Annotated in this window: 14 protein-coding genes and 3 tRNA genes; 3 read left to right on the forward strand and 14 right to left on the reverse strand. The window is 33.4% G+C overall.

Annotated elements, in window-relative coordinates:
• Positions 1–94 precede the first annotated feature (94 nt).
• From HRU49_RS03725 to HRU49_RS03735, 3 genes are all read left to right on the forward strand, one after another.
• Positions 95–178, forward strand: a tRNA-Ser gene (locus HRU49_RS03725).
• Between the two features lie 19 nt (positions 179–197).
• Positions 198–272: transfer RNA gene (locus HRU49_RS03730), tRNA-Pro, on the forward strand.
• Positions 273–278: 6 nt separating this feature from the next.
• Positions 279–352, forward strand: a tRNA-Arg gene (locus HRU49_RS03735).
• Between the two features lie 37 nt (positions 353–389).
• Here HRU49_RS03735 and HRU49_RS03740 read toward each other — a convergent pair.
• The 14 genes from HRU49_RS03740 to HRU49_RS03805 form a co-directional block, all read right to left on the reverse strand.
• On the reverse strand, positions 390–1,535 hold the full coding sequence (locus HRU49_RS03740; RefSeq protein ID WP_296354306.1) for a hypothetical protein: 1,146 nt from the start codon (positions 1,533–1,535) through the stop codon (positions 390–392).
• A 142-nt stretch (positions 1,536–1,677) separates the two neighbouring features.
• Positions 1,678–3,399, reverse strand: coding sequence for a mechanosensitive ion channel domain-containing protein (locus HRU49_RS03745; RefSeq protein WP_296354308.1), 1,722 nt, complete (start codon positions 3,397–3,399; stop codon positions 1,678–1,680).
• Between the two features lie 681 nt (positions 3,400–4,080).
• Complete coding sequence (locus tag HRU49_RS03750) at positions 4,081–6,282, reverse strand: DUF748 domain-containing protein (protein WP_296354309.1); 2,202 nt, start codon at positions 6,280–6,282, stop codon at positions 4,081–4,083.
• 10 nt (positions 6,283–6,292) lie between these two features.
• Positions 6,293–6,901, reverse strand: coding sequence for a DUF4377 domain-containing protein (locus HRU49_RS03755; protein WP_296354311.1), 609 nt, complete (start codon positions 6,899–6,901; stop codon positions 6,293–6,295).
• Positions 6,902–6,966: 65 nt separating this feature from the next.
• Positions 6,967–7,605, reverse strand: coding sequence for a hypothetical protein (locus HRU49_RS03760; RefSeq protein WP_296354313.1), 639 nt, complete (start codon positions 7,603–7,605; stop codon positions 6,967–6,969).
• A 274-nt stretch (positions 7,606–7,879) separates the two neighbouring features.
• A complete protein-coding gene (locus HRU49_RS03765; RefSeq protein WP_296354315.1) occupies positions 7,880–8,266 on the reverse strand; it encodes a 6-phosphogluconate dehydrogenase in 387 nt (128 codons plus the stop codon).
• Complete coding sequence (locus HRU49_RS03770) at positions 8,263–8,997, reverse strand: hypothetical protein (RefSeq protein WP_296354317.1); 735 nt, start codon at positions 8,995–8,997, stop codon at positions 8,263–8,265. The genes HRU49_RS03765 and HRU49_RS03770 overlap by 4 nt, the downstream gene beginning before the upstream one ends.
• Positions 8,998–9,035: 38 nt before the next feature.
• Positions 9,036–9,434 (reverse strand): hypothetical protein, encoded by a 399-nt coding sequence (locus HRU49_RS03775; RefSeq protein WP_296354319.1) that lies wholly within the window; start codon positions 9,432–9,434, stop codon positions 9,036–9,038.
• A 2-nt stretch (positions 9,435–9,436) separates the two neighbouring features.
• Positions 9,437–9,817: a cystatin domain-containing protein gene (locus tag HRU49_RS03780; protein WP_296354321.1), complete on the reverse strand. Its 381-nt coding sequence runs from the start codon at positions 9,815–9,817 to the stop codon at positions 9,437–9,439.
• 4 nt (positions 9,818–9,821) lie between these two features.
• Entirely contained in the window at positions 9,822–10,289 is a 468-nt protein-coding gene (locus tag HRU49_RS03785) for a hypothetical protein (protein ID WP_296354323.1), read from the reverse strand.
• Between the two features lie 45 nt (positions 10,290–10,334).
• Positions 10,335–12,086 carry an amidohydrolase family protein gene (locus HRU49_RS03790; protein ID WP_296354325.1) on the reverse strand — a complete coding sequence of 584 codons (1,752 nt, stop codon included), beginning with the start codon at positions 12,084–12,086 and terminating at the stop codon, positions 10,335–10,337.
• Positions 12,087–12,186: 100 nt separating this feature from the next.
• A complete protein-coding gene (locus HRU49_RS03795) occupies positions 12,187–13,962 on the reverse strand; it encodes an amidohydrolase (protein WP_296354327.1) in 1,776 nt (591 codons plus the stop codon).
• A gap of 3 nt (positions 13,963–13,965) precedes the next feature.
• Positions 13,966–15,051, reverse strand: coding sequence for a choloylglycine hydrolase family protein (locus HRU49_RS03800; protein WP_296354328.1), 1,086 nt, complete (start codon positions 15,049–15,051; stop codon positions 13,966–13,968).
• Between the two features lie 27 nt (positions 15,052–15,078).
• Complete coding sequence (locus HRU49_RS03805; RefSeq protein ID WP_296354330.1) at positions 15,079–15,258, reverse strand: hypothetical protein; 180 nt, start codon at positions 15,256–15,258, stop codon at positions 15,079–15,081.
• Between the last annotated feature and the right edge of the window lie 88 nt (positions 15,259–15,346).

Consider the following 15,346-nt stretch of genomic DNA (forward strand, 5'->3'; position numbering starts at 1 on the left):
TTATTCCAAAAAACTGAAAAAATTTGTTGCGTTCTTGAAATTGAAAAGTTACATTTGCATCCGCATTTTTAAGGAACGTTCTTAAAATAGTTTAGGAGAGGTGCCAGAGTGGTAATGGAGCAGATTGCTAATCTGTCAACGCGTAAGTGTTGCCCGGGTTCGAATCCCGGTCTCTCCGCAATTTGATAACCAATTTTCGGGGTGTAGCGTAGCCCGGTTATCGCGCCGCGTTTGGGACGCGGAGGTCGCAGGTTCGAATCCTGCCACCCCGACAAAAAGGTCGCGTAGCTCAGCTGGATAGAGCATCTGCCTTCTAAGCAGACGGTCACAGGTTCGAATCCTGTCGCGATCACAAAAAGTCATTTCTTAACAGAGATGACTTTTTTGTTTTAGTTGTTTTTGGAATTTCTCAATCTTTTTCCTAGGTAGTAGCCCATAGAAAATGGTAATATGATAATTACAGCCAGTAAAATTATCAAATATATTAGAGAGGTTTTAATTAGCTCTTGAGTATGCCCCATGGTTTGCTCAACAAGTTTTGAGCTTATTTCGTCGGCTTTATTGGTAAGTAATTCTCTTTCTCTAGCTATAATTTTATCTAACGCTCTTCTTTCACTTATTAAAAACTCAATTAATTTCTTTCTTTCTTCAGATAAATGCTCTAACGATGTATTCATATTCTGGTCAATTCTCCAGTTAAAACTATTTAATTGCCCTTGAAGTTTATTTAAAGCATCATCAATAAGAACGGGTGATTTTTCTGCTAGCTCTACTAATTTACTAAATTTTACGTCTAAGCTATCTGCAAGTATTTTAATTTGTGTTGTATCAATTCCTTTTTCTTTTAAAAATAATTCTGTATTCCATCGTAAGCTTTTTCCAGTATTATCGGATGTATAGGTAATTCTATTGGATAGATCATTAACGACTTCTGATAATGAACCTACAGTTTCAATTGCCAAGCTATCAGGAATATTCTTAAAATCGAAATAAGATTCTCTTATTGATCTGTGGTCTAAGTTTAGATCGTATACAGGATTAGATTTAGCATATGCTTCTACAAAGTCTTTATGTTTATTAAACTCTTTTGACGGAAGCACCATGCTAGCAATCTTCTCGATTTGCCTGAGATTGTCCTTAGATATATTTATTGGGATGTTGTTATAAGGTGTAAACATTTTTTTAGTAGAGTCGCTTTGAAAAAAATCCTTTACGGCAACACTAATCGACCAACAATCTAAAAGAGCGAGCTTAGGAGATGTTTGAAACCCAACTTGTCTTAAAGATCTTAAGGTATTAATTTTCCATTTTAAGGCATTTTTCTGTATTTCAATGTCACTGCTAATCTCAAGAAGGCTGTCAGCGCCTTTTTCTACTCTTTCTGATGCTGTTTTTATGTATTCTTGAGTTAGTAAGCGCGTGTTCAATTCTAATTGTGAAAGTGGCTTTTGTTCACTCTCAATTTTAACCAAAGAACATGAATTAAATATTATAAACACTATGAGAGTTACGCTTTGCGACAAATACTTTTTCATTGTAAAAACTTTAAATATGTCAGAATTGATAATCAATTAACTTTCTTTAATTATAACATTACATTACTATTTTCAATATAAAGGAGTAGTTTAAAATCATCTCTTATGAGAAATTGTCTGCTAAAATACCTTAGGCAATGCATTAGGTTTTTTTATCGTTAAATGGATTTTGATTGTTCTTTTTGATAATAGGTTGATTTCTACCGGTAAGGTGATCAACGAGTTTTGATATTTGACCTTTAGAATTTTTCTTTATTTGACTGGGTATTGTTGTCAAACTTCCATCGCGTGCAGCTATGTATCCTGGCGATAATATTTCAACTCCAGCTTCGTCAAAAATATCCAAAATATGTTTATGTATATCAGAATATATTACCGGTATCTTTTTGTACTCTTTTGTATGTGCATTTAATTCATAAGCTACGTAGAAGTCATCCAAACTGGTTTGTAGAACGAAAGGACTAGGATCTTTCATTAAAAATGGTGTTCGATTTGCTGCTTCTAATAATAGCGCATTGGCTTTCTTCCAAGAAACGTCATAACCTAAGGTTATCGTTGTGTGTAAAATGATGCTCCCTGTTTCGTGACTAGAATAATTTATAATATTTCCTGTTAAAATATTGGCATTTGGTATTGTAACATCTTCATTTTTTGTGGTCCTTAGATGTGTTACTAGTATTGTTTTATCAATCACATCTCCAATTATATTATCAATTTTAACCCGATCACCAATTTGAAAAGGACGCATATATGTGATAACAACACCAGCAATAATATTTGCAATGGCAGAGGTAGATCCAAAAGAAATAATTGCACCAATAAAAATAGACACTCCCTGAAAGGCACTTGACCCTGAACCAGGAAGATAAGGGAAAATTAAAACAAGAGCTAATGCATAAACAAATAGCGATAATAACTTCCCTGTCGGTCTGGCCCAATCTTTATGAAAGTTATTGATTTTTAACTTGCCTAATTCGACATCTATGGTAATCGCCCTTACCACTCTTGCTACATATCGCGCGGTACTTGCAATAACAATTATGAAAAATAGAGATGGTATAAAATTTATAATACCATTGAACACGTATATTACGGGCTCTTCGATATATTGATAGAATTTTTCAACTAAATTTTGAGATAAAGGGAAAAAACTAAAAAGAAAAGGTGCGCCAATAAAAAGAACAATAGCAATAGATATTAAACGTAAAACACTAACAAGGAAAACAAATATATTTTTTGAATTACCAGGAATAAAATATTTGAGTAAATGCCCTCGACCACTCAAGAACTTTTTTTCAATTTTCATCATCCTTAAATTCATCTTATTAAAAAATAAATTGATTAATTTAATTATTCCATACAGGATCAATAATGACAGAAAAAAGAGAGCAATTCTTTTTATCCATTCCTTTGTGCTTAAATCAGTTGCTCTTGAAAAGCCAGCTTGAATTTTATCTAATCTCAATTGGGAAAGTTCTTTTAAGGTCATATCTTCAAAAGAGGCGTCCGAAGCAGTGATGATCATTAGAACATTATTATTCAATTTCAATTCGACATAATTATTTAAAGGTACAATTGAAAAACTGTCCAAAAGTTTGTTATAATTCTCTTTGAAACCGCCCAAGCGAGTGTTTATATCAACAGCTCTAAGTATAGCTGGATAATCTCCAGGAGAATTTTTTATGTAAAATAATGTGTCAGAGTCAATTATTATCGGGGCGGATTCTAATAGATTTGGTTTAATTGATAAACTATCATTATGAGTTGGTTTTGAGTTCAAGATTTCTTGTCCCTCAGTATGAAAAGAACTTAAAATAAATGCCAAAGAACATATAAGCCTGAATATATATATTGCCTTATTCATTGTGATTTCGCTAATTTAAATTGCTCGTTTTTAGTTCAGAATTATGTTATTGATCTTAGAATGAGTAGCATCGATTTCAATTGTATTGATATCAATGGTTAATTTAAGAAAATATTTGGCATTAATTTCTAAATTACTCATTCTCATCACTAAATCGAAGTAAAAAAGTTATCACTAAAGTTGGTAGGGGAATGCGAAGCACTATTTTGACACCTCACGAAAACGGTTGTTATAATATACTAATATCCATAGGTGTAAGCAGATTAGTACCATTTATTAATCCAGGTTAAACGAGATACACACACCATTAATTCACTAATACAAAACCATTACGATTTAAGACAAGGCCCTATTACTGGTCGAATCTAAGTATATCGTTGAAGTATTGACTGACTAAAGTTTTAAATAGTATTATGAATAATTTTAAATTTTAATTAAAACAATAAGGATCGTGAAGAAGTATTATATGCATACTAATTTCTTTAGGTCAATAGAATAGTTAGAGTGCATCTCAATTCTGGTAAATCAAAAAGGGGATAAGACATTTTTTCAAGTGAAAATAAGTTCTACTTTATTAGCCGAATAGTGCACTAAGCTTTAATTCTGTCGTAATCATTAAGGTATCAAATGGATGTTTAAATCAATTAAATTTAAACAACTAAGCTTACTTTTTAGCAGTCGTCAATTAGAATCTTGGGTACTATCATCATCTTCAAGGAGGCCGTAAGTAAGTAAAAATTTAGGGTAGGATCCTGAGTTTTGTGGATCATTTGGATTTGATGCTATGATTCTGATATTTGAAATAGGGTACTCTTCTTTAATGTAATTTTTAACAAGGTTCAAAATTGAGGATCTTCTTTGTTTAAATAAACTATCAATTGGTTGATTAAGTGTGAGTGCTTTAATACCTTGATTAAAATTTAATGAATCGTTGCCAACTTTATTTAATACGTATGTATTGAAATCAGCGTCATTTTTTAGATAGTCTTTACCCGTTTCTTGCAAGAATGTATTGCCTACAAACTCCTTAGCTAAAGCTTCTTTGTATAGGAGGGAATCCACATAATATGTCATCGTTATTTTGAGAGAGTCTTTACGTTTTTCTAAGGCTATTAATTTAGAGAGTTGTCTTTTGTGCTTTTGACTGAGTATGGTATCTCTATAGGTAAAATTTATCTCTTCTAATTCCTTTGGGTCTCCACCAACTAAACCTACTAAAAAATTAACAGGTGCAGCAACAGTTTTTCCTATAACATTTTTAAAAGTTTTCCATATAATAGGACCTATATCTGTACTAGGATCCTTGAGGTCACCTCGTACAGGAATATCGAGCTCTACGTCGCCATTTTTATCTGTTAAAAGAAAAAAGGCAAACTTCAGTGGAAGGTCATAAAGCCCTCCCTTTGAATTTTCAAGAGAGGCATTCTTTACTATTAATTTATTTTGGCTATCAATTTCTCCATTTGTTAATTTAGATTTAGAAAAGTAATACATGTCCCCTTTTAAAATGCGATGACCCGTATAGTAATTAGTATAAATATTAAGATCTTCCAGCAGAAAGTTTTGAATATCAAAATCCAAGGTGGAGTTCATTAGATTATTAGGATCGATACCTATATCTGATTTTAAGGTTCCTCGATTATTAAGGAGCATGGTAGCATAAATATCAATCCATTTGCTAGTGCTAGTAATGCTATCCGAATCAATTTCAATAGCACTTAAATTATAGTTAAAAGGTTCACCGGTTAAATTATCCGTATAGTCAAGGACGCCATCAGTTAATCTTAATTTATTTATGGAATATTGAACATTTTTTTCTGTTTGTTTCTTTAAACTATCTGTTGTAACATTAGTAGTCGTAGTTTCGTCTACCTTAAAAATTTTGGCAAAATTATTGGAAACTGAATCTAATTTAAAAAAAGCATAAGAATTGTCAATGTTTAATGAATTCAATTCATAATTTTCATTGAAATAATCAATAATCTTTATGTCTGTACTAATTTTGTCGGCACCTAAGAACTTTTTGCTATCGGCATCTAGCATTTGGAACTTCTGTATGTCTAAGTTTCCTGATACAATGGACTTAAGGATATCATTTGTATTTCCATTAATTGAAACATCAGCGTTCAGTGAGCCATTAAAATCATTAATTTCTGCATATTGCGCCACATAGTCATAAAAGGGGTGAAGGGCTAGATTTGATAAAGTTATTGATGTATTAAATTCACCATTAACTGGATTTATCCTCACAGTAGATTCAAAATAACCACCATTTTCAAAATTGAATTGTATATCAGCATTACTCTTTTCCTCTTGATCCCAACTGATATTAGGAATGGTAAACGAGATATTATCAATAGAAGTTTCTTTGTTAACATTTTGATCATCAAAAACAAATTTCGAGTCCTTTACCTCAATGTTTGAAAAATTATATTTGAAAGGATCAGAATCCTCTCTGATTGTAGTGTCTCGTTCTTCGTCATTTGCAAGAGCAACCAAATCGTCAAAATTAAATTCTGAACGCTTCATTATAACTTTCGCCATAAAACCTTTTAAGTAAAATTGTTCTATTTCCAATGTATTACTTATCAGTTTTAATGGCTCTAAATTTAAAATTAGAGTATCCACACTAGCAAAGACTTCAGTATCATTTTTTTCAAAAAGCTTGAAATCATAAACTTTAATAACACTGGTAAAATAGTTATACTTTAAACTACTTATTTCAGTTTTTCTACCAATTAATTCCTCGCTGTTATTAACTATATATCTTTTTACTAAAGAAGGGGCTAAAATCATAAATATTACCAGTAGCAAAATGAACCCTACACTTATTTTCTTTAGAGTACTCCATTGACTAGGATGCATTAAGTTTGAAATATTCATAAAATGGATTTTAGTCAACTTTTAGGCATTCTATAATTGCCACACCGTCTTTATCAAATAATGTTAACTTAAGGCTTTCTCTTTTAAAAGATCGTACGTCTGATATGTTGGCATTAAAAGCGTTTGGGATTGTCATATCCAAGCACAATTTCTTGGTACTCATTATTGGACCAAATTTCATCATTGATTCATTTAAAATCTCAATTGATCCTCTGAAATTATTGCAACCATCGTTACCCATAATTTGCATCGATTTTATAGAAATTTCAAGTTGAGGTATTTGAAGTGTTGATTTGTCAATAGTCAATTCTCCTATACGTGTTACAGCCCAAATATCATTTAAAAAATATTTTTTATCTCTTTCTTTACTAATTGTATTTACTAAAGTATATTTTAATTTGGATTTATCCGCGGGTGATGTATTTTCATTCAACTCATCAATTGTAAGTTCAATATGATAAATAAAACCAGGTTCAAAATCAAAACCTTCAATACGATCATAAAAATTCTCCCATGCACCAGTTTCAGAGCGTTTTATTTGTAGACATTCCATAGGGCCTACACCAGCACAATCAATCTTTGAGCTATTGATCCAAAAAAATGCAGTTTCTGTTTTCATATCAGATTTACAAGATATAATAACAATAGAAATAAAAAGACAGCAATAGAATAATTTCTTCATAATTAAGGTTCTGGTTTAATGATAATATTATTTTTAATCAAATAATCAACCAAATTATCAGCATAAATCTTGCTTCCACCAGATACCGATCTTGGATTTGTAATAGAGGACTGACCCTTCCAGACCATCGCATTTATTTCTATATTATTCACGGTTAGATCATACAAATTTGATTCAATAACATATTCTATATTTTGCTCGTAATAACCGGGTGAATACACGCGGTTGTAATTGGTATAGATATGACGGCCATATCTATAGTACCCAGTTGGATAGATATAAGAACTTCCTGGGATAAAATCAGTTCTATCCTTTATATTAACAAGACTAATTCCTATAGCCGCATCGCAACCGTAGGATTTAAGATTGGAAGCTATTTGATCAGTGTTCCAATCAGATTTTGGTGCATTTACAGGCAAAAAACTTGTAATACTTGCTATAGCGTCGACACCTTGTTCTTTTAGGTCTGATACAATTTTATTCTCAAGAGCGTTTCTTACCGCCTGATCTTTACTAACAACAACAACCCCTATTTTATTAAACTTTTTTCCTTTATAAGAGTTTTTCGTCCATGTATAGTCCATGGTTGGTGCACAACTACAAAAGAAGCATAAAATAAACACGTAAATCAAATTTTTCATACTAAGTATTTTATCTTAAAACATATAATTAATGATATTATCAATCTAATTCATAGAACGTATTTTTTACTATCTAAGTTTATACTTTAAACTTTAAAATAAGTGATTTCCTAGAATTAAAGAGCATCGAAATATTTTTATTCTTTCCAGCTAGGTGAATCGACTACACGCCGATTTTAAAATAGTGTATATCATTATAAAGTAAACTTTTTCATTGTTAATAAAATAAACTAGTCCCATTTAAAATGTGCAAATAGTAATTATTTTATTAAGATTAAGGCTCGATTAGTTCGACTTTTGTAACGATATAATTTGTGTCACCTAGCCATGGCATTGTCTTATAACGCTCCCTATAATATACTTTTACTTTTTTGCCTTCATAAGGTGTAAATTCATCAGCTAATGCACCATCTAAAACAGTAAAGGACCAAATATTTCCTTCTAAGCCTTCCATCGTGCTCACACCACCAAGATTTAATTCACCTTCAATAGTCTTAAATACAACACCTTTTTTAGAGACTTTTATTAGATTTCCAGAACGTGTACCCTCAGAATAGGTCCATGAGCAAATCCAAAGAATTGCACAAAAGACAATGACGCTAATTAATAGAAAGCGAAATAAAATAGTTTTTAATCGACTTTTAATTGTTTTTTCTTTCATAAAAATAGTGTTGCACCGATTCTAAACGTATTAATATCATTGGTGAAATTAGGAAAATAACCAGCATTTACTTTAAACTTATTAGGTGTTATCATATAATTGAAATTAAATTCACCACTCCAAATTGTATCTGATAAAAAAGTAACGATAGGATTAATAAAAAGAAAAGCTCGTTGGTTAAAACTCACACTCATATTGGTTTGTAAATTGATACCATTTTGAGACTTACCAGAATAATCATTTGGTTCAGTGACATGCACATAACCTATCCCAGGAAACATACCAATTTTTGGAGAAACAACATAACCAGCCACAACTCCTGCGGATAGTGACCAAACATCGGCGCCAAGACCATTTGAAAATGAACCTGTTGGTATAGTAATATCTGCATACGGCGCAATAGCTATCAAACGCTCAGTAATATTTCTTTTTAGGGCATGAAAATAACGCACCCTAGTATCTGACATCCCAAATTTTTTAGTGCCTTCATTATACAATAGTGGAATTTCAACTAACAGCAAGTTGTCAGGGTCAAAGGCATACTGTACATTAATGCGTGTACCATATAAATCACTACTGTTTTGATGTGCTTGATACTCAAATGCTCCATTTATTTGTGTGTATAAGTTTGTTGGTTTTGAAGCATCAACAGTCATGGTGGTATCGCTATTTTGAGCACCTATAATAAGACCTAGCAGACCTCCAAAAAATGTAATAAAAATTTTTTTCATTTGTTAATATTTAGTTTGTTATGATTTAATGTACAAGTTTATTCACGTCCAAGTAATTGTATTTTAGCTCGTTTAGTGATAACCATATTACCTATGGCTTCATAGATTAGACCAATCTTGTTTGGGGTTTTATCCTTGTTTATTAAAAAGGTAAAGGAACTCATTCCCTTAGAGATAAGACCAGTGCCATTTGGTTTTTTTTCATCCTCTGTATTGTCTTTATAGTAGACAACGATCTTTTTAAGTTTTAAGGTACCTTGAGTACATTTAATTTTAAACTTTTTAATATTTTTCTCGTCGCCTCTAAGGTTGATAATATCTTCATCTTGTTTAAAGGTCACATCCTTTGTCCCTAGAATTTTCCATTCATCATTTTGAGATGTAACATTTGAAGTTATAAAAAGTAGTGAAACTATAAATAGTATTTGGCGAATCATTTTTATGGAATAAGTTCAAAGTCTAAAATTTCTTTCTCATTTTGTAAGTTGACGTACACTTTTGTCCTATACTTTTTTCCATCTTCTAGTACCATATCAAATTTGTAGTTCTTTCCACTAACTATTTGACTTGAAGCATTTGTGATTTCTTTTAAAGGACTTGTAATGTTATTTTCATTAAGCACATAAGATGCAAGTTCTTTTATTAATGGTGTAACTTCTGTAGCACTAAACCCTCCTACTACTTGGTTTGCTTTATTCGTTACATTTTCTTTTTCTGTTGCTGTATTATTATTTTCAATTTTCGATGAGCTTGCCTGATCAGTATCCTTACATTGGATAAACAGGAGGCATAATATTAGAATGACTAAGTTTGATTTCATAGTTTTAATTTAAAATTTGAATGATAGTTTTATAATTAGTGAGATTGAATTTTAAAGGTTCGAATTTTGTCAGCCACTCAATATTTGTGTCTGATGATGCATTTAAAAATGCCGTATTTCGCCCAATCTGCTTCCAATGCACTATCGATTGTTGCCTAGTGACCTTTACATACAGGTAAACACAGCAAGAGTCTGCACAGCCATATAAGGGAGAAATATGTGTCTGGCCCTCTATCGGCAATGGCGATTGTAAGAATTTATCCTTACTATGATATAGGTCAGATAGTGTTCTGCCTAGATAGAGTATAAATGATTCTTTAAAACGTCCTTTTGCAAACAATTCGTTATAGTCTGTTTTTAAAGTTTTCTGTAATGATATACCATCAATAAATATGTCGTCTACCATAACTTGACTTTGGGCAATGGGATAGGCAACTTTTCTAACGCTTAACTCTTGAATGCTATTTGACATCGTATATTAGAGGCTTACTTCTTAATCTAAAAAGTAAGCCCTTTTTTATTTATTGTAAATGGCCTTACCACCTTTATAGGTGGCAATAACATTTAGATTTTCTAATTCTAGTGGGTCGATTTTTAGCGGATTTTTATCTAAGATCACAAAATCAGCAACTTTTCCCTTTTCTATAGTACCTTTAGTAGCTTCTTCAAAATGTTGGTAAGCTGCCCAATCTGTTAGAGCTTTGAGACCTTGATATGCCGTAACACGTTCATCAGGTCCTATAATAGCGCCACTTCGCGACTTTCTCGTTACTGTTGCAGAAAGAACTCTTATGGAACTAGGTAACGCAACAGGGGCATCGTGATGACTTGTAAATTTAAGTCCTTTTTTTAATGCGGTATTTGTAGGCGATATTTTGTAAGCACTCTCTTTTCCTAATACTGAATTTACGTGATAATCTCCCCAGTAAAACGTATGCATCGGGAAAAATGAAGGCCATATTTTTTCCTCCACAAAACTATCTAATTGATCTTCTCTAGCGGTTTGAGCATGGATGATAATAGTTCTACGATCATCATTACCAAATTCGGTATTTGCTTTTTTTACAGCTTTAATGTATTGGTCAATGGCAGAGTCACCATTGCAATGTGCCATAATTTGGAGGTTATTTTCATAGGCATCAGCAACATGCTTATAGGCTTCCTCATCGCTCATACTTTCATACCCGTGATAATCTTTTGATTCTCCACTAGGTACAATATGATACGGATGAGACAACCATGCGGTTTTTCCTTGCGGTGATCCGTCAAGATTTAATTTAACGCCACCCACTCTGTACTTATTGGTATACGTTTGTCCTTGGTATTTAGAATTTGCACCCTTTCTGTTACTCAGTATATCTACATACGATACAACATCTAATATTAAAGCATTATTTTCTGCTGCTCGTTCCATAGTGGCCGAACCATCTGGTGTACTGCGCCCTTCTTGCGCAGTTGTATAACCAAATGATGCGTAAAGTTCCTGTCCTTTTACAAGCATATCATCTTGTAATTCTGGTGTAATGTTTGGAAGGACTCCAGTTAATAAAACCATAAAATGAGCCACTTCTTCCAAGACACCATTAGGTTCATTACTTCCATCTACACGTCTTATTTTACCTCCTTTTGGATCTTCCGTCTCAGCGGTATATTTTACCAATTCGAGTCCTTTTGAATTTACAACGGAAAGGTGACCAGATTGGTGTATAATAATAATTGGTACTTCAGTAGAAATGAGATCTAAATCCTCTTTAGTAGGGTAGCGGTCTAATTGTGAATCGTCATATCCAAAACCAATAATCCAGCCCGTAGTGTCAATAAATTCTTGATTTTCAGCAATCCAATCTTTGAGTATCTTTTGTAAAGCTTCAACACTATTACCATCGCCGTCTGGAGCCGGTAGTAGGTTGGCGGAGACCGCTTGCAAACCTACATTAAATACATGGCCATGCCCATCTATAAATCCTGGAAGCATAGTCCCTCCTTCTAAGTCTACAAGGTCTGCTTTACCTTCAAACCGCGCTAAAGCGTCTGCTTTACTACCGGTAAAAATTATTTGACCCTCGCGTTGAACAACGGCCTCAACATATTTTGGTTCTTCACCAGCCATGGTGACAATATCTCCACCAAAAAAGACAGTTTGGTTTAATTTGTAGGGTTCGGCAACGGCTGTGTTAGTCGATTCCGTCGATGTTTTTTTTGTGTCTTCGCCCTTACAGCTCGTTAAGAACGTCATCAGGAATAACATAATAGTTGAAATATGTCTCATAGTAGTTTTAATTTTGTGTTTAAACTTATCCATTTAACAGATATATATTTAATGACCGAGGTTTATTTTTTTTACTCGTTTTAAATAGGCTTTACGTAATTTATTTGGTTTTAAGGTTATTAGATTTAATTATATTAAAGTTACCCTCAAATACAGTTGCTAGAACTTTTATGTCTTTGATTTTCATGGGATCCACAACAAAAGGACTAGCGTCAAGAATCACAAAATTAGAACGTTTTCCTACTGCTATAGAACCTATTTGTTTTTCTAAATTAAGGGTGCGAGCAGCGTCAATGGTTATAGCACGCATAGCATCGTAAACAGAAATACGCTGATCTTGCGAAAACGCACTATTTTGAGAAGTAACTCTATTGATTGCAGTCCATGCTAAGGTAAGTGGTTCCATCGGCGCCATCGAAAAATCGGAGTGAAAAGAAACAGGTACATCTCGTGTAACTAAACTATTGATACGCACCAAGTTTTCTCCACGCTCTTTTCCTAAACCAACTTCACTATACTTATCGGCTAAAGCCCATAAATAATATGGATTTACTGAGCCTTCAACGCCCATATCTGCAATTTGTTGGGCCATATCATCTGTAAAATACCCCATGTGGTGTAAGGTAAGTCTATGATCTGATCGTGGATTACGTTTAAGATCGAGTTCAAGAAAATCCAGTACTTGTTGAATGCCCTTATCACCATTAGAATGTACATGAATTTTATAATCGTTATCATAATACATTGTTATTTGTTTCTGAAATAAGTCCAAAGGGGTCATCCATTCTCCATGATGACCATCGGTGTAATCATCTTTCATTTGCATCGCTTGACTATATATTGCACCATCAGAAAATAATTTTACTTGTTTTGGTAAAAAATGAATATTATTTGTACTGTAAGTAGTGTCTAAGGTTTCCATAAAAGCCATGGCTTCTTCATTACCCCCTTTCATTGAAAATAATTGTGTACCACTGGGTATTAAATACACATCATAAGGTGGGTTTTTGGCCATTTCCTTTTTTAGAAGTGCCAACTCACCATCAAAATCAGAACTTGGAAAACCTGGTTCAGCGACGGTGGTAATTCCGTTTTGTTGGATTAATTGGGTCATCATCCCTAGTCCTTTCATGTAGCGGGTAGGCTCAAGCATTATAGGTGCCATTTTTGGCACCAATGCCAGCCAGCCACCTTCATAAAAGTGCCCTTTATCCCATTCCACTTGTGGGTTGCCTTTAAAATCCTCCTCGGTAATACCTAGAAGTGTAATTGCTGCGTCATTTAAATAAATTTCATGAAAAGAGCGGTGAATAATACCCACGGGTTTATCTTTAGTAATGGTGTTAATCATATCGCGTGATAACTCACCATGCCATAATTGATGATACCCCCAGATAAAGTACATTTCACCCTCTTTAGCATTGTCATTAATAGAGTTGGTGATACGGTCCATATAAGCATCGTGTCCTGTAACTCCTTTTTTAGTACCATTTGGCAATACCCAGTCGTAGGGTGCTATAATCTCATTGGGCAGCATAGTGGCTGCCAGTGAGGGGTGGACGTGTGGCTCTACCAAACCCGGCATTAGAGTGCGGCCTTTAAGGTTATGTTCTATTGCTTCTGGAAATTCTTTTTTAGCCTCAGCGAGGGAACCTACATACACAATTTCTTCATTTTGCGCCACTACAGCTTCAGCAAGTTCCAGCTCATTCCCATCCATGGTTATGATGTCACCACCATAGAATACAGTTTGTTTAAGGCTATTAGCAGCCGCTTTAACTAAGGGTTTGTTTTGATTTGTATTTGGTTTTTCATTCTTGCAACTTAAAGTTATTAAGGCTATAAGAATTACAATTGTATTTAATTTTTTAAGCATCATTTAATTTTTAATTACAGTGTCGTAAGTTAAGGGTGTTTCTGATTCAATCACATACATTTTTCCGTTGGCTTTTTCTAAGATATCTTTTAACACTAATTTCCTAACATTTTGATTTTTATATGTTTTATAATAATACACTGAATTTTTGGTATCTACAGCAGAGGTCCAAACTGTATAGTCGGTGTGAACTCCATCGGGTGTTGGTTGTCTTACTACCCCTTTAGGAATATCAAATGCATTTAGCAGGTGAAAAGCACGAAATATGCCTTCTTCTATATTTTGGCTAGGAAGTGTTGTATTAACAAAGGCAGTGGCTCTTACAAATCGAGAGGGTGAGGTGTAGTCGCCTGGAAGACCAAGCATGCCTGTACCTTCGCCAAGTGGTGTATAGTTCTTACCATTTAAACTAAACCCCTTAGCGTTATTTGGTGCTAAATTTACATAGTTTCTCAAATTTGTAAGATGCCAATCGTAAGTTGGGTTATTGCATATAGCATTGACTGTATTTTCGTATATCTGTAGACCATCTTTTGTATATTCAATAACTACAGAGCGTCCCGACTTATCAGTAACTGCATAATGAAATGGAGCTTCGCCTTGAATGTCCTCAATAAAAGATCCAACTATAGTAACATCATTTAACCCCTTGATAACTTCATCAATCGAAGCAAAGCTACCCAGTATAAAATTACCAAATTCTTCACTAGAAACAGCTCTTGATTGATTCTCAGAGGTGAGCTTTTCATAAGATGCAAATCCAGCGAAATAGAAGCATCCTAGATATAAGCCAGCTTCATTGACTCCATCAACTACGATATTCTTTTCTACAGCATTCATTCCAGCAAAACCGTATTTTGTAGTCATTGTATAACCATCCTTACCGTCAATAGAACTTAGAAATTTTATTGTCGTTCCTCTTGGAATGGCCAATAGTTTTGAGCGCACATCAAACCCAAATTCCATGGTCCTTGCAGGAATTGATATCCCATTTTCGGTTTTAATAATTATTCCTGTACATCCAAAGGAGGTTGGCATGAAAATCATTTGTAATGCAAAGGCTGCAGCTATTATTTTTTTAAAATTCATAATCTATGTTGTTTAATAGTTGATAAGTTATAATCTTCCGCCATTATATATGTCAAAATCTACATGTGGTCTTACTCTTGGTCCATTTGGTCCCCATGATACATTTAAACCGGCCTCAGTACGCCAGCGTGCATTCGCACATCCATGAAATAGTTCCATTAATAATAAAGTAAGAATTAATAATGTTATTTTTTTAGTCTTTTTCATAGTCTTTAAGATTTAGTATTTTGAATCGCGATTATTGCTCCATGTGGATCTTGAATAATACCAACATTACCTTTTCTTACCTCTTCGG

Source organism: Winogradskyella sp., assembly GCF_013213975.1.
In the GTDB taxonomy this organism is placed as follows: domain Bacteria; phylum Bacteroidota; class Bacteroidia; order Flavobacteriales; family Flavobacteriaceae; genus Winogradskyella.

What these genes read in the sequence shown, in the direction of transcription:
- HRU49_RS03755 (WP_296354311.1), bottom strand. Translation starts at nt 6,901, where the DNA reads ATGAAAACAGAAACTGCATTTTTTTGGATCAATAGCTCAAAGATTGAT.
- HRU49_RS03740 (WP_296354306.1), bottom strand. Translation starts at nt 1,535, where the DNA reads ATGAAAAAGTATTTGTCGCAAAGCGTAACTCTCATAGTGTTTATAATA.
- HRU49_RS03775 (WP_296354319.1), bottom strand. Translation starts at nt 9,434, where the DNA reads ATGATTCGCCAAATACTATTTATAGTTTCACTACTTTTTATAACTTCA.
- HRU49_RS03780 (WP_296354321.1), bottom strand. Translation starts at nt 9,817, where the DNA reads ATGAAATCAAACTTAGTCATTCTAATATTATGCCTCCTGTTTATCCAA.
- HRU49_RS03790 (WP_296354325.1), bottom strand. Translation starts at nt 12,086, where the DNA reads ATGAGACATATTTCAACTATTATGTTATTCCTGATGACGTTCTTAACG.
- HRU49_RS03750 (WP_296354309.1), bottom strand. Translation starts at nt 6,282, where the DNA reads ATGAATATTTCAAACTTAATGCATCCTAGTCAATGGAGTACTCTAAAG.
- HRU49_RS03760 (WP_296354313.1), bottom strand. Translation starts at nt 7,605, where the DNA reads ATGAAAAATTTGATTTACGTGTTTATTTTATGCTTCTTTTGTAGTTGT.
- HRU49_RS03805 (WP_296354330.1), bottom strand. Translation starts at nt 15,258, where the DNA reads ATGAAAAAGACTAAAAAAATAACATTATTAATTCTTACTTTATTATTA.
- HRU49_RS03765 (WP_296354315.1), bottom strand. Translation starts at nt 8,266, where the DNA reads ATGAAAGAAAAAACAATTAAAAGTCGATTAAAAACTATTTTATTTCGC.
- HRU49_RS03745 (WP_296354308.1), bottom strand. Translation starts at nt 3,399, where the DNA reads ATGAATAAGGCAATATATATATTCAGGCTTATATGTTCTTTGGCATTT.
- HRU49_RS03795 (WP_296354327.1), bottom strand. Translation starts at nt 13,962, where the DNA reads ATGCTTAAAAAATTAAATACAATTGTAATTCTTATAGCCTTAATAACT.
- HRU49_RS03800 (WP_296354328.1), bottom strand. Translation starts at nt 15,051, where the DNA reads ATGAATTTTAAAAAAATAATAGCTGCAGCCTTTGCATTACAAATGATT.
- HRU49_RS03785 (WP_296354323.1), bottom strand. Translation starts at nt 10,289, where the DNA reads ATGTCAAATAGCATTCAAGAGTTAAGCGTTAGAAAAGTTGCCTATCCC.
- HRU49_RS03770 (WP_296354317.1), bottom strand. Translation starts at nt 8,997, where the DNA reads ATGAAAAAAATTTTTATTACATTTTTTGGAGGTCTGCTAGGTCTTATT.